The sequence below is a fragment of the Pantoea sp. R102 genome, from assembly GCF_004916815.1.
GTDB classification, from domain to species: Bacteria; Pseudomonadota; Gammaproteobacteria; order Enterobacterales; family Enterobacteriaceae; genus Pantoea; species Pantoea dispersa.
This window is the reverse complement of the sequence record NZ_SDFT01000060.1, coordinates 14,421-32,293: the sequence shown is the minus strand read 5'-3', so window position 1 is coordinate 32,293 and position 17,873 is coordinate 14,421. Positions and strand designations below refer to the sequence as shown.

Annotated in this window: 16 protein-coding genes; 9 read left to right on the top strand and 7 right to left on the bottom strand. The window is 56.8% G+C overall.

What is annotated here, in order from left to right:
- Positions 1–563 precede the first annotated feature (563 nt).
- Both ERD80_RS08480 and iolB read left to right on the top strand, forming a co-directional pair.
- Entirely contained in the window at positions 564–2,069 is a 1,506-nt protein-coding gene (locus ERD80_RS08480) for a CoA-acylating methylmalonate-semialdehyde dehydrogenase (protein ID WP_021507389.1), read from the top strand.
- A 23-nt stretch (positions 2,070–2,092) separates the two neighbouring features.
- Complete coding sequence (iolB, locus tag ERD80_RS08475) at positions 2,093–2,908, top strand: 5-deoxy-glucuronate isomerase (RefSeq protein ID WP_058759327.1); 816 nt, start codon at positions 2,093–2,095, stop codon at positions 2,906–2,908.
- A 120-nt stretch (positions 2,909–3,028) separates the two neighbouring features.
- Here iolB and ERD80_RS08470 read toward each other — a convergent pair whose 3' ends face one another.
- Both ERD80_RS08470 and iolC read right to left on the bottom strand, forming a co-directional pair.
- A complete protein-coding gene (locus ERD80_RS08470) occupies positions 3,029–3,871 on the bottom strand; it encodes a MurR/RpiR family transcriptional regulator (protein WP_136546530.1) in 843 nt (280 codons plus the stop codon).
- A 408-nt stretch (positions 3,872–4,279) separates the two neighbouring features.
- Positions 4,280–6,193 (bottom strand): 5-dehydro-2-deoxygluconokinase, encoded by a 1,914-nt coding sequence (gene iolC / locus ERD80_RS08465; RefSeq protein ID WP_021507392.1) that lies wholly within the window; start codon positions 6,191–6,193, stop codon positions 4,280–4,282.
- A gap of 545 nt (positions 6,194–6,738) precedes the next feature.
- Between iolC and iolD the strand changes: the two genes are divergently transcribed.
- The 3 genes from iolD (at position 6,739) to iolE (ending at position 10,717) form a co-directional block, all read left to right on the top strand.
- A complete protein-coding gene (gene iolD, locus ERD80_RS08460; RefSeq protein WP_104189576.1) occupies positions 6,739–8,673 on the top strand; it encodes a 3D-(3,5/4)-trihydroxycyclohexane-1,2-dione acylhydrolase (decyclizing) in 1,935 nt (644 codons plus the stop codon).
- A gap of 64 nt (positions 8,674–8,737) precedes the next feature.
- On the top strand, positions 8,738–9,751 hold the full coding sequence (locus ERD80_RS08455) for a Gfo/Idh/MocA family oxidoreductase (protein ID WP_021507394.1): 1,014 nt from the start codon (positions 8,738–8,740) through the stop codon (positions 9,749–9,751).
- A 69-nt stretch (positions 9,752–9,820) separates the two neighbouring features.
- A complete protein-coding gene (gene iolE, locus ERD80_RS08450) occupies positions 9,821–10,717 on the top strand; it encodes a myo-inosose-2 dehydratase (protein ID WP_058770955.1) in 897 nt (298 codons plus the stop codon).
- An 80-nt stretch (positions 10,718–10,797) separates the two neighbouring features.
- Here iolE and ERD80_RS08445 read toward each other — a convergent pair whose 3' ends face one another.
- The 3 genes from ERD80_RS08445 to glpD all read right to left on the bottom strand — a co-directional run bounded on the left by ERD80_RS08445 (position 10,798) and on the right by glpD (position 13,771).
- Complete coding sequence (locus ERD80_RS08445) at positions 10,798–11,247, bottom strand: DUF943 family protein (protein WP_136546528.1); 450 nt, start codon at positions 11,245–11,247, stop codon at positions 10,798–10,800.
- Entirely contained in the window at positions 11,247–12,083 is an 837-nt protein-coding gene (locus tag ERD80_RS08440; RefSeq protein ID WP_136546526.1) for a DUF3289 family protein, read from the bottom strand. The genes ERD80_RS08445 and ERD80_RS08440 overlap by 1 nt, the downstream gene beginning before the upstream one ends.
- A 179-nt stretch (positions 12,084–12,262) precedes the next feature.
- Complete coding sequence (gene glpD / locus ERD80_RS08435) at positions 12,263–13,771, bottom strand: glycerol-3-phosphate dehydrogenase (RefSeq protein ID WP_058759321.1); 1,509 nt, start codon at positions 13,769–13,771, stop codon at positions 12,263–12,265.
- 227 nt (positions 13,772–13,998) lie between these two features.
- Between glpD and glpE the strand changes: the two genes are divergently transcribed.
- The 4 genes from glpE (at position 13,999) to ERD80_RS08410 (ending at position 17,160) form a co-directional block, all read left to right on the top strand.
- Positions 13,999–14,325, top strand: coding sequence for a thiosulfate sulfurtransferase GlpE (glpE, locus tag ERD80_RS08425; protein ID WP_021313438.1), 327 nt, complete (start codon positions 13,999–14,001; stop codon positions 14,323–14,325).
- Between the two features lie 32 nt (positions 14,326–14,357).
- Entirely contained in the window at positions 14,358–15,182 is an 825-nt protein-coding gene (glpG, locus tag ERD80_RS08420; protein ID WP_058759383.1) for a rhomboid family intramembrane serine protease GlpG, read from the top strand.
- Positions 15,183–15,225: 43 nt separating this feature from the next.
- A complete protein-coding gene (locus ERD80_RS08415) occupies positions 15,226–15,984 on the top strand; it encodes a DeoR/GlpR family transcriptional regulator (protein ID WP_058759319.1) in 759 nt (252 codons plus the stop codon).
- 240 nt (positions 15,985–16,224) lie between these two features.
- Complete coding sequence (locus ERD80_RS08410; protein ID WP_136546522.1) at positions 16,225–17,160, top strand: M20/M25/M40 family metallo-hydrolase; 936 nt, start codon at positions 16,225–16,227, stop codon at positions 17,158–17,160.
- A gap of 50 nt (positions 17,161–17,210) precedes the next feature.
- Here ERD80_RS08410 and ERD80_RS08405 read toward each other — a convergent pair whose 3' ends face one another.
- Together ERD80_RS08405 and ERD80_RS08400 are read right to left on the bottom strand one after the other, a co-directional pair.
- Complete coding sequence (locus ERD80_RS08405) at positions 17,211–17,498, bottom strand: type II toxin-antitoxin system RelE/ParE family toxin (RefSeq protein ID WP_058770149.1); 288 nt, start codon at positions 17,496–17,498, stop codon at positions 17,211–17,213.
- Positions 17,495–17,746, bottom strand: a complete 252-nt coding sequence (locus ERD80_RS08400) for a type II toxin-antitoxin system Phd/YefM family antitoxin (RefSeq protein WP_088517619.1) — start codon at positions 17,744–17,746, stop codon at positions 17,495–17,497. Before ERD80_RS08400 ends, ERD80_RS08405 begins: the two co-directional genes overlap by 4 nt.
- Between the last annotated feature and the right edge of the window lie 127 nt (positions 17,747–17,873).

Genomic DNA, 17,873 nt, shown 5'->3' with positions numbered 1-17,873 from the left:
GGTCGCCATAAATGGCGCCCCTACAGCATGACAGAGCGCGCATTGATGCGCACCGGGTAATCACGCATGGGGTGGGTAACAGGTGAAAAAAGGCCTCCGACCGAGGCCAACACTAACAAAAGCGTGTCGCTAAGACACAGATAAGGGTTCGTTTCACATCGCATTGTCTGCAGATGGTGCAAAGAAAACATTTATTTCGTTTTAATTGAATTATGAAATAACGGATATTGGATCTGCCTCGCAAAAATTTCATATTTCGTTTCATCCAGCCACGCTGCGGCGCTGACCCTCTCGCTGACTGCTCGTCCTGCGAATCTCCCTGCTGCTGATTACGGGCGCAGGCAGCATCGGCATTGTCATCAGGCCCGCACTTTGCGCCAGTCCGCTAACGCTGGCGGAAAAATGCGATCCAGGCCGCTAAAAGTAAATTTTCCAAAAAGAACTATTTGAAAAATTTATTTCACTGTAATAGCTTCATAGCACGCTTTCCGTATTGCCTGATCGGGCGCGACCCAGACTGACCCGCGGCCTGCAGGGACCTTACACATCAAAGAGGCAACGACATGACTATCGTAGGAAACTTTATCGGCGGCAAAATCACGCACAGCGCCAGCAACGAAACCATTCCGGTCTACGATCCGGCGACCGGCAAAGTGATCCGCGAACTGACGCAAAGCACGGCGGCAGAAGTGGCGCAGGCCATTGAGGTCGCCCATGCGGCGTTTCCGGAATGGTCGAAAACGGCGCCGCTGCGTCGTGCCCGCGTCATGTTCAACTTCAAAGCGCTGATGGAAAAACATCGCGATGAACTGGCGGCGCTGATTGTTTCTGAGCACGGTAAAGTCTGGTCCGATGCGCTGGGTGAGCTGACGCGCGGCATCGAGGTGATCGAATTTGCCTGCGGCATTCCGCACCTGATCAAAGGGGAAAACTCACCGAACGTCGGTTCCGGCGTTGACAGCTATTCGCTGATGCAGCCGGTGGGCGTGGTCGCGGGCATTACGCCGTTCAACTTCCCGGCGATGGTGCCGCTGTGGATGTTCCCCATCGCGCTGGCGTGCGGTAATACCTTTGTGCTGAAGCCGCCGGCGCTCGATCCTTCTGCCTCGGTACGCATGGCTGAACTGCTGAAAGAAGCGGGGCTGCCGGATGGTGTGTTCAACGTGGTGCACTCCTCAAACGAAGACGCCGAGCAGCTGTATAAAGATCCTCGCATCGCGGCGGTCAGCTTCGTTGGCTCGTCCGGCGTGGCCGAGCACATCTACAAAACCGCCAGCGCGCATGGCAAACGCGTGCAGGCCTTCGGCGCCGCGAAAAACCACGCCATTGTGATGCCGGATGCCGATCTGGATGCCACTGTGAACGCCATCATGGGCGGTGCTTTCGGTTCTGCCGGGGAACGCTGCATGGCGCTGCCGGTGGTGGTGGCGGTTGGCGACGATACAGCCGATAAACTGATTTCGCGCCTGACGCCGCTGATCAAAGCGCTGCGCGTGGGGCCGGGCATGCAGCAGGGTGCCGAAGAGAATGAAATGGGGCCAGTGGTATCCGCTGCGCACCAGAAGAAAGTGCTGGGCTACATCGACAAAGGTGAGCAGGAAGGCGCGACGCTGGTGGTTGATGGACGCGGCGTGAAAGTCGCGGGCCATGAAGAGGGCTACTACGTTGGCGGTACGCTGTTCGATAACGTCACGCCGGAGATGGTGATTTGGCGCGAAGAGATTTTCGGACCGGTGCTGAGCATCATGCGCGCCAGCGACTTCGACAGCGCGCTGCAGCTGGTGAATAGCCACGAATTTGGTAACGGCAGCGCCATCTTCACCAGCAACGGCCATACTGCCCGTGAATTTGTGCACAACGTGGAAGCGGGCATGGTGGGCGTCAATGTGCCGGTGCCCGTGCCGATGGCGTTCCACAGCTTTGGCGGCTGGAAGCGTTCAGTGTTTGGTGCGCTCAACGTGCACGGTCCGGACGGGGTGCGTTTCTACACCCGCATGAAAACGGCGACCGTGCGCTGGCCGAGCGGTCAGCAGACCGTTTCTGAATTCAGTATGCCAACGCTGGGTTAATGTCGCGCAACAGGAGAAACAGGATGTCACTGATTTCAAAAGTGCAGCAGCCGGACAGCCACGGGCGTATCCAGCACGTGACGCCCGAGAGCGCCGGCTGGGAATATGTGGGCTTTGACGCTTATCTGCTGAAAAAGGGCCAGACGCTGCGGTTAAGCAGCGGCGAGAGAGAGCTGTGCCTGGTGCTGGTGGCCGGTCTGGCGTCGGTGAAAACCCGCGACGCAGAATTCCCTGGCATCGGTAAGCGCCTGTCGCCGTTTGAGCGCACGCCGCCTTACTCGGTTTACGTGCCGCATCATGATGAGGTTGAAGTCACTGCCGACAGCGATCTGGAACTGGCGGTATGCAGTGCGCCGGGCAGTGGCAATCTGCCGGCGCGGCTGATTGCACCGCAGGATGTAGGCGTGGAGCACCGTGGCAAAGGGCGCAACCAGCGCCTGGTGCATAACATTCTGCCGGATAATCAACCGGCCGACAGCCTGCTGGTGGTCGAGGTGTATACCGACGAGGGCGCGACCAGTTCGTACCCCAGCCACAAGCACGATGAGAAGGACAGCCCGGACGAAACCTATCTGGAAGAGACCTATTATCACCGTTTCGATCCTGAGCCCGGTTTCGCCATGCAGCGCGTATACACCGACGACCGTTCGCTCGACGAGTGTATGGCCCCGTATAACCGCGATGTGGTAACGGTGCCGCGCGGGTATCATCCGGTGGCGACTCTGGCCGGTTACGATAACTATTATCTGAACGTGATGGCCGGGCCGGTACGGCTGTGGAAATTTACCTGGGAAAAGGATCACGCCTGGGTGAACAGTGAGCAGTATCCGCGCCGTTAATCGGGTCTCCGCGCGGTCGCCGGAAATGCGCACCAGGTTAAACGGCACACGCATTCACTGATGCGCACAGATAAAAAAGGCAGCCAGATGGCTGCCTTTGTTCCATTCGGTACCCGGGGTTTATTCGCTGCTGCTGTTATTCAGCGCCAGCGACACCGCCAGGGTTTGCGCCAGGCACAGCGAGGCCACCTGCGAGCGGAAGCCATCCACCTGCGCTTCGCGCACCACAAAACAGACATCGCTGAACGCTGCCAGCGGGCTGACCTGGCTGTCGGTGATGGCGATCTGATGCGCGCCACGTTTAGCGCCCAGCTCCACCAGTTCCACCGCTTCGCGCGCATACGGCGAGTAGCTGATAGCGATGACCACGTCTTTCGGATTCACCATGCTGAGCTGTTCAGTGAACATGCCGCCCAGGCCATCAATCAGAAAAGCGCGACGCTCCAGATGGCGCAGCGCATACACCAGATACGAGGCCACGCTGAACGAGCGGCGCAGACCGATGATGTAGATGTTCTCCGCCTCGTTGAGCATCTTCACCGCTTTGTTCAGCTGGTCGGGATTCGCCTGCATCGCCAGCTGCTGCAGCGCCTGGCTGTTGACCATGGTAAAGACGTTGAGGATCTCCACCGGGCTCTCCGGTGAGCTGGCGCTGTCGTCGGTGGCCGTCTGGCGGAACAGGCGCGCCCGTTCGGTATAGTTCACGGTCTCTTCCATCAGGTGCTGACGAAAGACCTGTTTCATTTCGTTGAAGCCGCTAAAGCCGAATGCGTTGGCGAAGCGGATCAGCGTGGAGGGCGGAACATCCGCCTGCTGGGCGATAGAGGCGACGGTATCAAACGCGATGCTGTTGCTGTTATCAAGGATATAACGAGCCACCTGCTTCAGGCGTTTACTCAGCGTCTCGTAGCGACGACGGATATCGTCCTGTAACAAGGTTAATTGCGTTGGGTTATTGGTCATTACTTCGGCCCGTCAGAAAAGGAAATATGGCTGGATAATGAGCGCTATAGTACCAGATGGATGGAAAATTTCATTTGTTTGACGCTATCGTGAAGGCTATTTCATCGGTTTATGAATTGCCTCACAAAACTCAGGGGGTTGAGGGCTTGCCCTCACCCTAACCCTCTCCCGCAGGCGGGAGAGGGAACAGTCCGGAGCGGTTTATGAGACAGGTCGCAAGGTTTTGCTTCTTCATTCAGTGAGAGAGGGGACAGTCCGGAGCGGTCTGACAGGGCTGGTACAATGCTTAACGACCTGCCTGAACGGCTCCCTCTCCCGGTGGGAGAGGGCTGGGGTGAGGGCATCCGCTCGCAACACACTAAAAAGCGGCCCGTCAGGCCGCTTCTCAGTACATCCTCTTCAAATCCGTCAGCCGCGCGCGGCGCGCCAGTAGCCAATCAGGCGCAGATAATTGCCTTTCACGGTCTCAATCAGCGCCTTATCATCCAGCTCACCGTTCAGCCACTGGCGTGACGGCTGGCCAAAAATGGTGCGACCGACGGCAAAACCTTTCACCCACGTCGCCTGCGCGGCGGCGGCGAAGCCGGCTTTCAGCTTCTCTTCCGGCGCATCAAGGCCGAGTAACAGAATGCCGCGACAGTGCGGATCCTGCTGCTCAATCAGCTCGCCGATCGCCTGCCAGCTCTCCGCCGTCAGCGGTGGTAACTTCCACCAGTCCGGCTGCACGCCCAGGCTATAGAAGTGGCTCAGCATGTCGTAATAGTAGGACTCGTTACGGTCCGGGTTGCTCTCCGGCAGAATCACTTCCAGCAGCAGCTCGTGCCCGCTTTTGTTACAGCTGCGCCACACGTCAAGAACCAGCTCGTCCTGCTCTTTACGCAGTTCAGCACTGTCATGGGGATGATAAAACACCAGGCACTTGACGACGTGTTCGGCCGGCCAGTCCACTAGCTGAGAGCCAATATTGCCGTGCTCAAGACGCAGTGGTCGTGAGCTCGGCAGCTCGATGGGCCGCCCAATCCACCAGTGCTTGCCGGTGATGGCGTTGAGCGCTTTCTGGCCGTACGTGGTATCCGCCAGGATGCCACTCTTCTCATTGAGACCGGCTTCGTTAGCCGCCTCCTGTGCCGCCTGCAGCAGCAGCAGCTTCAGCTGCGGAATGCGCTCCTCGCTGACGCCCGCTTCGCGCGCCATATCGGCCAGCTGTTTACGGTGGTCAAAGGCGAACACATTCAGCTCCGGCCACTGCTGCTTACGCGTGGTAACGCGATGCAGATGATTGAGGCGCGCGTCCAGATCCGGGCGTTTCACCGCGTTATCGCGGCTGAGGAAATCGTCCAGCTCTTCTTTCGTTGGCATCGCCGGCGCACAGCCGTGACGGGATACCACCAGCGCGCCACAGGCGTTGGCGTAGCGGCACGCCTGCTCCCAGCTCTCATCGTTGAGCCAGCCGCGCAGCAGGCCCGACATAAACGCATCGCCGGCGCCCAGCACGTTGAGCACCTCAACGCGCACGCCGCTGTGCAGGCGCGTCTGTTCCCAGCTATCGGGAATCTCGCCCTCAAACACCACACAACCCAGCGGCCCGCGTTTGCAGACCAGCGTGGCGCTGCTGGCCTTACGTACATTTTTCAGCGCGGTCAGCGTATCGGTACTGCCACCGGCGATATGGAACTCTTCTTCCGTTCCGACGATCAGATCGAAATAGTGCACTACTTCCTGCAGCTGCTGCGTCACCTGGCCGGATTCGATGAAACGCGTTTCACCGTCACCCAGTGACGTAAGACCCCATAGCACCGGGCGATAATCGATATCCAGCGCGGTGCGCAGGCCGTTGCGCCGGGCGATATCCAGCGCTTTCAGCACCGCCGCCCGCGTGTCCGGATGCGACAGGTGGGTGCCGGTTACCGCCACGGCGCGGGACGAGGTAATGAACTCTTCGCGAATGTCCTCGGGAACCAGCCCCATATCCGCACAGTTGTCGCGATAGAAAATCAGCGGAAAGGTCTCTTCGTCTTTGATGCCGAGAATCACCAGCCCGGTCAGGCGCTGCTTATCGGTGATCAGCCCGTCAGTATTGCAGCCCACGCGCTGCAGCTCTTCACGCAGGAAGCGGCCATTGTGTTCGTCACCGACGCGTGCCAGCATCGCCGACTTCAGCCCCTGAATCGCGGTGCCATAAGCTACGTTGCCGGAAGAGCCGCCGAGGTATTTGTTAAAGCTGGTCATATCTTCCAGGCGCGAGCCAATTTGCTGGCCGTAAAGATCGACGGCGATGCGTCCAATACAAATCACATCAAGCCGCTTCTGTTGTGTACTCATACTGATGGTTTCCTTCTGTGATAAGCAGACACGGCGGGCGCTGCCGCCCACTATCAAGCGCAATGCTTCCGGGGTCTCAGGGTGCCTGACTGGCTATGTGGGCAGTATGAGGAATAAAAATTCCAAACACAATATGAAATGAAACATCCATCGCGATTTTGTGAGCCAGGTAAAACTCTGGTGCCGCTACCTTTCCCGCCCTTTACGGCTTGCCCGTTTCGCGGGTGCTCTGGCTTGTGAGCCAGCTCGCAGGAAATGATGACGGATGAGAGGAAGCTGCTGACGTGAAATGAAATTTCGTTATGATGACTGAGGCATAGCAGGCTGTTTCACTTTGCTGTCATCCCGTCCCGTCATCGCCCGCGTTTCAGCGCCGAATTTGATCTTCATCGCAAAATGAAATGTTTCTTCTGTAATCAGGTTTAATGGAAAAAACATTTGTTTATAATCGCCACACGTTTCACTTAGCGTCGGGCGCGTTTTCACCGCCGACCCGAATCGCGTCGTACCCCCTGAGCGGGTACCACATGTAAAGGAAGAAGCATATGGGCACTATCAGACTGACTACCGCACAGGCGCTGGTGAAATTTCTGGATAACCAGTACCTGAACGTTGACGGCGTTGAAACCAAATTCGTGCACGGCATCTTTGCTATTTTCGGCCACGGCAATGTGCTCGGCCTCGGCCAGGCGCTGGAGCAGGACAGCGGCGATTTACAGGTGTATCAGGGCCGTAACGAGCAGGGTATGGCGCACGCTGCCATCGGTTTTGCCCGGCAGTCGCTGCGCCGTCAAATCATTGCCTGTACCTCTTCCGTCGGACCGGGTGCCGCCAACATGATTACCGCGGCAGCCACGGCAACAGCCAACCGGATTCCACTGCTGCTGCTGCCGGGCGATGTGTTCGCCACGCGCCAGCCGGACCCGGTGCTGCAGCAGATCGAGCAGAGTCACGATCTCAGCATCAGCACCAACGATGCCTTCCGCGCAGTGAGTAAATACTGGGACCGCGTGAGCCGTCCGGAACAGCTGATGACCGCCTGTATCAATGCGCTGCGCGTGCTGACCGATCCGGCGGAAACCGGGGCGGTAACGCTGGCGCTGCCGCAGGATGTGCAGGGCGAAGCCTGGGATTTCCCGGAATACTTCTTCCAGAAACGCGTGCATTTGCTTGACCGGCGTCTGCCGACGGCGGCCCAGCTGGACGCGGCGCTGGCATTGATTGCGCGTAAGCGCAAGCCGCTGATTGTAGTGGGTGGCGGCGTGAAATACTCCGATGCCGGTCAGGCGCTGCTGAGCTTTGCCGAGCGTTTCAATATTCCATTTGCCGAAACGCAGGCCGGCAAAGGCACCATCGTTTCCGACCATCCGCTGAATGTGGGCGGCGTGGGTGAAACCGGCTGTCTGGCGGCGAACCTGCTGGCCAAAGAGGCCGATCTGGTGATCGGTATTGGTACGCGCTATACCGATTTCACTACGGCTTCAAAATGGATCTTCCAGCATCCGGAAATCAGCTACCTCAACATTAACGTCAACAACTTCGACAGCTACAAGCTGGATGGCGTGCAGCTGCTGGCGGATGCACGCGAAGGATTAACCGCGCTGGAAGCCGGACTGAACGGCTTTGAGAATCACTGGGGTGGCCAGATTGAACAGGCGCAGAGCAAGCTGCTGAAAGAGACGCAGCGCGTGTACGCCGCCACTTTCAACACCGATGACTTTATTCCGGAAATCGCTGACCACATCGATCGCACCGCGCTGTTCGCCGAGTTTGAGCGTTTGACAAAGTCGGTGCTGACGCAGAGCAGCGTGCTGGGCACCTTAAACGAACAGCTGCCAAAGGATGCGGTGATTGTCGCCGCCGCCGGCAGTCTGCCGGGTGACCTGCAGCGCGTATGGCGCACCAAAGATTACAACGCGTATCACGTTGAGTACGGCTACTCGTGCATGGGTTACGAAGTGAATGCCGCGCTGGGCGTGAAGCTGGCACAGCCGCAGCGCGAAGTCTACGCCATGGTGGGTGACGGCTCGTTCATGATGCTGCACTCCGAGCTGGTCACCTCGATTCAGGAAGGGGCGAAAATCAACGTCATCCTGCTGGATAACATGACCAATGGCTGCATCAACAACCTGCAGATGGAACACGGCATGGACAGTTTCAACACCGAGTTCCGCTTCCGTAATCCGCAGGGCGGCAAGCTGGATGGCGGCTTCGTGCCGGTTGATTTCGCGGCGATAGCCGCCGGCTACGGCTGTAAAACCTACCGTGTCACCACGCTGGAGCAGCTGAAGGCGGCGCTGGAAGATGCGCAGCAGCAGACGGTTTCGACCCTGATTGACATCAAAGTGCTGCCAAAAACCATGGTGCACAAATACTTCAGCTGGTGGCACGTCGGCGTGGCGCAGGCTTCCACCTCAGAGCGGACGCAGCAGGTGGCCGACAAGCTCAATCAGCATATTCAACAGGCGCGTAAGTACTAACCCTTTTCAGGCCGGCGCTGCCCGGCCCGTTTTACCCTACTTATCCGACTCTACAGGTGTAATTATGACGCTCAAACTCGGTGTAATCGGTACCGGCGCAATTGGTCAGGAACATATTCGTCGCTGCAACAACGTGCTGCAGGGCGCAAAAGTGGTGGCGGTTTCAGACATCAATGTGGAAGGTGCACGCGCGGCGCTGCAGCGGCTGAATATCCAGGCCGAAGTGTATCAGGATGGCCATCAGGTGATTAACTCGCCGGAAGTGGATGCCGTGCTGGTGACCTCGTGGGACCCGACGCATGAAGAGTTCACGCTGGCCGCGATTGCCGCCGGGAAACCGGTGTTCTGCGAGAAGCCGCTGGCACTGAGCGCGGAGGGCTGCCGTCGCATTGTCGACGCCGAGATTGCGCACGGCAAGCGTCTGGTGCAGGTGGGCTTTATGCGCCCGTATGATGCCGGCTATCGCGCGCTGAAAAAGGTGATCACCGATGGTGACATCGGCGAGCCGCTGATGCTGCACTGCGCGCACCGTAATCAGAGCGTCGGCGAGAATTACACCACCGACATGGCTATTACCAACACCCTGATACACGAGCTGGATGTCCTGCGCTGGCTGACCGAGGACGATTACAAAAGCGTGCAGGTGGTGTTCCCGCGCACGACCTCAAAGTCACACGCGAAGCTGAAAGATCCGCAAATCGTGCTGTTTGAAACGCAGAAGGGCATCCGCATCGATGTGGAGATCTTTGTGAACTGCGCGTATGGCTATGACATTCAGTGTGAAGTGGTGGGCGAGGAGGGCATCGCCAGACTGCCGGAGCCGTCGGCGATTCAGATGCGCAAAGATGCCCGCCTTGGCAACGCGCTGCTGACCGACTGGAAAGATCGCTTTATCGACGCCTACGACGTTGAGCTGCAGGCGTTTATCAATGATGTGAAAGCAGGCCAGCTGAGCGGGCCTTCCGCCTGGGATGGCTTTGCCGCCTCGGTGGCTGCTGATGCCTGCCTGAAGGCGCAAACCAGCGGCGCGATTGAGCCCGTTGCCATGCCGCCGCGTCCGGCGTTTTACCAGAAATAATCAGGCGCGTGCGCTAAACCTATCCACGGCAGCGGATTACCGCTGCCTCTCTGTATCAGGGAGCTGAAAATGAACCAAGAGAACGTCAAACTGGCGATTGCGCCGATTGGCTGGACCAACGACGACATGCCGGAACTCGGCAGCGAAAATACTTTCCAGCAAACGGTCAGCGAAATGGCGCTGGCGGGTTTCACCGGCAGCGAAGTGGGCAGCAAGTATCCGCGCGATCCGGCGGTGCTGAAGCCGATGCTGGATATCCGCGGTATGCAGATTTGTAACGCCTGGTTTAGTACCTTTTTTGCCAACGGTGACAAAGCGAAAACCATCGATCAGTTCATCAATCACATGAATTTCCTGCACGCCATGGGCGCGCGCGTGATTGGCTGCTCGGAACAGAGCAAAAGCATTCAGGGCACGTCGCTGCCGGTGCTGGAGCAGAAGCCGGTTTTCACGGACGAAGAGTGGCGCCTGACGGCAGAAGGTTACAACGAACTGGCGGCGATCGCGGCGCAGAAAGGGATGCGCGTGACGCTGCATCATCACATGGGCACCGGCATTCAGACGCCAGCCGAAATCGACCGTTTTATGGCAATGACCAACGATAACGTCGGTCTGCTGTACGACACCGGCCACATTTACTACTCCGAAGGATCACAGCAGGTGATGCTGGATGTGCTGACCCAGCATCTGCCGCGTATTTTCCACGTGCATCTGAAGGATGTGCGTGACAGCGTGGTGGCAGAGGTGCGCGCAAACTCGCTGTCGTTCCTCGACGGAGTGAAGAAAGGCACCTTCACCGTACCAGGCGATGGCGTTATCGATTTCAAACCGGTATTCAAAATCCTCGATGATTACGGCTATAAAGGCTGGATGGTGGTCGAAGCGGAACAGGATCCGGCCATCGCTAACCCATTCGAATATGCAGTAAAAGCCCGTAAATATATTCGTGACAATGCCGGGTTGTAAGATTGACGGTCAGTTAGCGCAATGAATTGCGCCGCTACGGTATGTATGCGTATTGCTAGCGGCGTAATTGGTTTTTTATATTAATGTTGCTCTTTTTTAATCACCTTGCCATCTGGCGTTTCGATGTAGACACCTTGCTGAAATCTATAGAGGAAATTTCTCTCACGCGTCACGGATACTGACATTAATAGTAATTTGTCAATGCAATTTCGGGGCGGTGCCATGTCCCCAAAGCATAAGCGATCTTTTTTTTCCAGCTCCTGATAGCCTTTGCCAAATCTGAAAAAAGATACACTATTAAAGTTACCATTATCTATTGCGGGGATCTGATACTCAGCCAGGATAGTTCGCCTGTTACTTTGCCACCATGCAATCGCTTTCTGTTGAGAGTGAGGAAGATCATTGACAAGAATATCAGTAATTCCATCAGAATGATGCACCGCTATAACATGGACAGGTGGTGAAGAGATGGGATAAAAAAAGAGTAAACTACCGCCGATAAATATAATTATTAGAATTAATATTTTCATCAGGCGCCTCCTTCAATATCAATTATTGCTTCCATGTCTGTCAGGAACGGACGAAAACCAAATTTATCGCTACGCTGCAGAATAAACCAGATCTTAAAGAATTGAAACTGGCGAAATTTTGCCTTGTGAATATCAGCAATGTCGAGGCCAAAATGATCCTGTCCATGGTAGCGAAGTCTCGCCTTCCAGCGATTTCCCGCTAATGTAAGATGCATTATATCTATCTTTGTTGCATGCACGTCATGCACCGTTATGCCCAGCCCATTGATTCTGTCTGTGAAAGAGTCGAATTTGGGGAGAATCGTCCGGCCAATTTCTTTTTTCAGGAAAGAGACGCTCGTTGAAGGCAAACATCCATTTTTGTAGTCGAGATTAGCATTCAGAAAGTCCGTAATGATCAGGCGAGTGCTGTTATCACTCTTGTCGTTGAGAATTCTGTCTTTATATGCCATATCCAGCGACAAATCCCGAAACGGCAGGCCGCTGGAGCGCATAAAATGCTCCAGCATCTTATTTATCAGGAAACGTTGCGGGCCAACAAGCGCGAAAGGTAATGACGTGGTTTGCATCTCAGCAAACAGCAGCCTGGCGCACTCCAGCGGTGAAAGCTTTTCGCCAGGTTTCTCATAAGCACCAGCAAAGCGCGACTGGGGATTATGGAAGGGATGCAGCCGCGTCATGTTCCATGGGTCGACCACATTGGAAATGTGGGTGAGGCCGAATTCGTTTTTCATCCGGCGTTCACAGATATCGCCGTAGCGCATATCGTCAGCGCCATAGTCATTAAACATGCGCTGTGTGGTGAAGATATTGAGCGGAAAAGTGGCTAAAGCCATGCGTGATGCTCCCTGTTACTGACGAGTCCGTTAATCCAGTCGCGGATTATTTAGTCAGTAAGCGGAGCGGTGAGAATTGATCTGGTGCAGTATCTTGTGTGAATAACCTCTCGCCAACACAAAAAGAGAAAAAACAAAACCCCGCGCGGTGGCGGGGTTGAGGACAATGCTTAAGCCGATTAGGAAGCCAGCGACAGCGCCGGTTTCTGGCCGTTTTCTGCCAGCCAGTCGCGGATGCGCGCCTGTTCGGCTTCGCTCAGCCACATACCCTGTTTGGTACGGCGCCAGATGGCGTCGTCCAGCTCGCGCACCCACTCGTGTTTCACCAGGTAACGCAGTTCGGCTTCGTAGAATTCGTGGCCAAAGTTTTCACCCAAATCTTCACGGCTCTTCGCGCCTTCCAGCAGCACTTCAGTACGGCTGCCGTAGGTGCGGGCGAAGTGACGCGCCATGCCTTCGCTGATGAACGGATAGCGACGGCGCAGGCTGGCAGCGTAATCTTCACGCGTACCGGAGAAATCACCGCCTGGCAGCACGGCGTTTTTGGTCCACGCCGGACCGGCATCGGGGTAGTATTTCGCCAGTTTCTCCAGCGCATGCTCCGCCAGCTTGCGATAGGTGGTCAGCTTGCCGCCGAACACGGAAAGCAGCGGTGCCTGACCGTTGTCGTCGTGCACGTCCAGCGTGTAATCACGGGTGATCGCCTGCGGTGAATCGGATTCATCATCGCACAGCGGACGCACGCCGGAGTAGGTCCAGACGATGTCGTCGCTGGTCAGCTGCTTTTTAAAGTGCGCGTTATACACCTTCAGCAGATAGCTGATTTCATTGTCATCGATTTTGACATTTTTCGGATCGCCTTTGTATTCGACGTCGGTGGTACCGATGATCGAAAACTCATCCATCCACGGAATCACAAACACGATGCGATTATCTTCGTTCTGCAGAATGTAAGCCTGCTTCTCGGTGTGCACGCGCGGCACCACAATATGGCTGCCTTTGATCAGGCGAATACCGTACGGCGATTTCAGTTTCAGGCCATCGTCAAAGAACTGCTTCACCCAGGGGCCGGCGGCGTTAACCAGCCCTTTGGCGCGCCAGGTGTAGGTTTTGCCGGTATCGACGTCTTCCGCTTCCACCATCCACAGGCCGGCTTCACGCCAGGCGCGGGTTACGCGGGTGCGGGTGCGCACTTCGCCGCCCTGTTTCACCACTTCCTGCGCGTTAAGCACCACCATGCGCGCATCGTCTACCCAGCAGTCGGAATATTCGAAACCGCGCGTAATTTCAGGCTTCAGGGCCGATTCCGCGCCAAAACGCAGACCTTTACTGCCTGGCAGCGTAGTGCGCTTACCGAGGCGATCGTACATAAACAGGCCCATGCGGATCATCCACGCCGGACGCAGATGCGGGCGGTGTGGCAGACGGAAACGCATCGGGAAGGCGATGTGCGGCGCCATTTTCAGCAGCACTTCACGTTCGGCCAGGGCTTCGCCCACCAGACGGAATTCGTAATGTTCCAGATAGCGCAGGCCACCGTGAATCAGCTTGGAACTGGCAGAGGAGGTTGCACAGGCCAAATCCCGCGCTTCCAGCATCAGCACTGACAGGCCGCGTCCTGCAGCATCCACTGCAATGCCGGCACCGTTGATGCCGCCGCCGATCACGATCAGGTCTTTGGTTTCCACGTCATCTCCTCCGATGTTCGGAATAGTTCTAAAATGTTCGTTTTCGAGCGTAATAATAATCGGAAACCAACATTGACGCCAGCGCTTAACTCAATAAAAACATTCTTGCGTGATATAGCTAACATTTCGGCAGGAAAAAAATCACATATCCACAGGATTTGTCAGGTTATAGCGGCGGCTTATCAGGGTAAACTAACGCCAATTGATGACGAGGTAATGAGAGACCCATGGAAACCTTCGAGTGTATTAACGTCCTGCAGGCTAACGAACATCTGGCACAGGGAGCGCAACTGGTAGACATCCGCGATCCGCAAAGCTTCGCCATGGGCCACGCCACCGGTGCGCAACATCTGACCAATGACAACCTGGCGACGTTTATCGCCGGCGCCCGGCACGACCAGCCGGTGCTGGTGATGTGCTATCACGGTAACAGCAGTAAAGGCGCGGCGCAGTTCCTGTTAAGCCAGGGCTTTAGCGACGTCTACAGCATCGACGGCGGTTTTGATGCCTGGCGCGCGGCGTTTCCGACGCAGGTCGCCACCGGCAGCCTCTGATTGACCGATTAAAGGAAGGAGAGCACCGCATGATGCGCATCACCCAGTTTAACCAGCCGCGCATGGCGCAGGCGTTTGTCGATTACATGGCGACGCGTGGTGTCACGCTGCGCATTGAGCGCGAAAGTCACTGTGTCATTGTGCTGGATGACGACAGCAAGCTGGAGATGGTCGAAAACGAACTCGCGCAGTTCGTGCGCGATCCCAACCATCCACGCTATCAGGCGGCGAGCTGGCACAGCGGTACCACCGACAGCGGTCTGCGTTATGAGCGTGGCAATATCTGGGCAAACATTCGCGAACGCGCAGGTCCGCTCACACTGACCATCATGATCGCCTGCGTGGCGGTGTTTATCCTGATGCAGATTGTCGGCGACGATGTGGTACTCGGCTGGCTGGCCTGGCCGGCGGATTCCTCCCAGTATTTTCAGGTGTGGCGCTGGTTCAGCCACGCGCTGCTGCACTTCTCGCTGCTGCACATTCTGTTCAACCTGATGTGGTGGTGGTATCTCGGCGGTGCGGTAGAGAAGCGCCTCGGCAGCGGCAAGCTGTTCGTTATCATGCTGATTTCAGCGCTGCTGAGCGGCTGGATGCAGGCGAAATTCAGCGGCGTGCTGTTTGGCGGGCTGTCCGGCGTGGTCTATGCGCTGATGGGCTACTGCTGGCTGCGCGGCGAGCGCGATCCCGAAAGTGGCATTTATCTCGAGCGCGGCCTGATTGGCTTCGCTATTGTATGGCTGGTGATTGGCTGGTACGGCGCCTTTGGCCTGTCGATCGCGAACGCTGCGCACGTCACCGGTTTGCTGGTGGGGCTGGCGATGGCGTTCGTTGATACGCGCAAACGCGCACGTCGCTAGCAGCAGGATAAAAAGAACACGGCCTTGAGCCGAGGAGAGAGATGTGAAGCAGACGCAACGTCATGACGCCATTATCGATCTGGTCCGGCGTCAGGGGTATGTCAGTACGGAAGAGCTGGTGGATCACTTTGAGGTCAGCCCGCAGACTATCCGGCGCGATCTGAACGATCTGGCCGATCAAAATAAAATTCAGCGCCATCACGGCGGCGCGGCGCTGCCTTCCAGCTCGGAAAACACCGCGTGGCAGGATCGCAAAATGATGTGGTCGGCGGAAAAGGCACGCATCGCCGAGCGTGTGGCGAGCCAGATCCCGGACGGCGCTACGCTGTTTATTGATATCGGCACCACGCCGGAAGCGGTTGCGCATGCGCTGCTCAACCACAACAATCTGCGTATCGTCACCAACAACCTCAACGTGGCGATTTTGCTGATGGGCAAGCCGGATTTCCGCGTAATTATCGCCGGCGGTGAAGTGCGCACGCGCGACGGCGGTATCATGGGGGAAGCCACGCTCGATTTTATCTCGCAGTTCCGGCTCGATTACGGCATTCTCGGCATCAGCGGTATTGATATGGACGGTTCGCTGCTGGAGTTCGACTATCACGAAGTGCGCACCAAACGCGCCATTATCGAGAACTCGCGCTGCGTGATGCTGGTGGTGGATCACTCGAAGTTTGGCCGTAACGCCATGGTTAACCTTGGCAACATGAGCCTGATTGATTACCTGTATACCGATCAAACCCCGCCGTTAAGCGTACTGAAGGTGATTGAACAGCACGAAGTGCATCTGGAGCTGTGCTGATTTCCCAGGTGCGCATCAATGCGCACCCTGTGAGGCACCTGGCCATCGTTACCAAACCGCACCCTTAGCGCATTGTGCCGTATTGTAGGGTCGCCATTGATGGCGACCAGGCCGCAGCGGCATGCCTTTTTTCACTGCTTCTTCATTTCCCTGTCGCTTTTTTCAGCGTCCGCGGCTTAACTTACTCTTTCAGATTTGCGCTTGCCCGTGTTTACCGTTTCGGATGCAAAGGGATGCACTATGTCGCCGCTAAAATTCAATAAAACCCGCTTTGACGCCGCACTGACCCGCCAGTGGCAGCAGCTCGGACTGACTTCCGCCCGGCAGATGACGCCGCATCAGTGGTGGCAGGCGCTCAGCCGGGCGCTGATGGAACTGCTCGCCGCACAGCCGCCCGTGCCGCCGAAAAGTGCTCAGCGCCACGTTAATTATCTCTCAATGGAGTTTCTGCCCGGCCGGCTGACCGGTAATAACCTGCTCAATCTCGGCTGGTATAACGAGGTGGCCGCCGCGCTGGCAGAGCACGAGGTTGAGCTGAATGAACTGCTGGAGGAGGAGGTCGATCCGGCGCTGGGCAACGGCGGTCTGGGACGGCTCGCGGCCTGCTACATGGATGCGATGGCGACGGTCGGCCAGCCGGCGATGGGGCACGGCCTCAACTATCAGTACGGCCTGTTTCGTCAGTCGTTTGTGGCCGGACAGCAGCACGAAGCGCCGGATGACTGGCAGCGCGATCGCTATCCGTGGTTCCGCTATAACGCGGCGCTGGATGTGCCGGTGGGGCTGGGCGGTAAGGTAAAACAGGAGATTGAGGCGCACGTGGCGAAGGTGTGTGCGCTGGATCCTTACCTGGCAAAGCATCCGGCGCGCGTAGAGTGGATACTGGACGCCGACTGCGCCGAGATCCCGGCCGATCATCCTTTTGTCAGCGCTTTTCAGCAGGGCGTGAGTGACGCGGCACTGAGCCCGCAGCTGGCCGGCTTTGGTGCCCACAGCGACATCGGCCTGCCCAGCACGTTAGGCCAGACGCCGACGGTCAACTTTGGTCCCGGCGATCCGGCGCTGTCGCATCAGCCTAACGAACATGTGCCGATTGCCGATCTGGTGGCCTGCACCAAAGCCATTGCGCTGACGCTGGTGCACTGGTGCGGGCTGGCGAAGGAAGCGGGGCGCTGAGAGCATTAATCACCGCAGTGACGCTGGCCGCAAAAGGCCGGCGTCACGCGTTAGCGCATTCTGTCACTGGCAAGATGATAAACGTCGCTGCGCTCGCGTTTACCGACCGCGACCACGGCGATGATCAACTGGTCATCAATTACCTGATAAACCAGGCGAAACCCGGAAGCCCTGAGTTTAATTTTGTAGCAGTCTTTAATGCCACGCAATTTGGCCGAAGGGATATGAGGATTTTCACAACATTTTTTGAGCTTTTTGGCAAACTGCTGCTGAATGGCTTTATCCAGCTTATGCCACTCCTTCAGGGCTTCTTCCCTGAACTTAACTGTCCATGTCACAGAAAGCTGTCCAAATCCACGTCAATCAGCGGCTGCTGGTGGCGTTCAGTTACCTTTTTAACCAGTTCCTGATCGTCCAGCGCCTCCAGCATTTGCTCGTAAAGTTGTGCGGGAACACAATAAAAGGCGGGCTGATTACGATTAAGAATCGCCACCGGCAAGCCTTCTCCCGCATTGACGGTCGCCATAGGATTCTTTTTTAATTCACTGACGCTGGCGCTCATATCGCTGAGAATGATGTTTGGCATACGTCTCTCCAGACTGGTTAACAGGTCTCAATATTATCAGTTTGGTGACCTGTTAACTAGTCCTGACAGCTTAGCCACTTACGCTTTTCCACCCTCCGCCAGCCAGCATGCACTGGCGGAAGGGACC

Excerpts from the sequence above, each read along its gene's own strand:
- ERD80_RS08440 (WP_136546526.1), bottom strand. The coding sequence starts at position 12,083 with ATGGCTTTAGCCACTTTTCCGCTCAATATCTTCACCACACAGCGCATG.
- ERD80_RS08480 (WP_021507389.1), top strand. The coding sequence starts at position 564 with ATGACTATCGTAGGAAACTTTATCGGCGGCAAAATCACGCACAGCGCC.
- ERD80_RS08445 (WP_136546528.1), bottom strand. The coding sequence starts at position 11,247 with ATGAAAATATTAATTCTAATAATTATATTTATCGGCGGTAGTTTACTC.
- ERD80_RS08470 (WP_136546530.1), bottom strand. The coding sequence starts at position 3,871 with ATGACCAATAACCCAACGCAATTAACCTTGTTACAGGACGATATCCGT.
- iolC (WP_021507392.1), bottom strand. The coding sequence starts at position 6,193 with ATGAGTACACAACAGAAGCGGCTTGATGTGATTTGTATTGGACGCATC.
- ERD80_RS08455 (WP_021507394.1), top strand. The coding sequence starts at position 8,738 with ATGACGCTCAAACTCGGTGTAATCGGTACCGGCGCAATTGGTCAGGAA.
- ERD80_RS08410 (WP_136546522.1), top strand. The coding sequence starts at position 16,225 with ATGTCGCCGCTAAAATTCAATAAAACCCGCTTTGACGCCGCACTGACC.
- iolB (WP_058759327.1), top strand. The coding sequence starts at position 2,093 with ATGTCACTGATTTCAAAAGTGCAGCAGCCGGACAGCCACGGGCGTATC.
- glpE (WP_021313438.1), top strand. The coding sequence starts at position 13,999 with ATGGAAACCTTCGAGTGTATTAACGTCCTGCAGGCTAACGAACATCTG.
- glpG (WP_058759383.1), top strand. The coding sequence starts at position 14,358 with ATGCGCATCACCCAGTTTAACCAGCCGCGCATGGCGCAGGCGTTTGTC.
- ERD80_RS08400 (WP_088517619.1), bottom strand. The coding sequence starts at position 17,746 with ATGCCAAACATCATTCTCAGCGATATGAGCGCCAGCGTCAGTGAATTA.
- iolD (WP_104189576.1), top strand. The coding sequence starts at position 6,739 with ATGGGCACTATCAGACTGACTACCGCACAGGCGCTGGTGAAATTTCTG.
- iolE (WP_058770955.1), top strand. The coding sequence starts at position 9,821 with ATGAACCAAGAGAACGTCAAACTGGCGATTGCGCCGATTGGCTGGACC.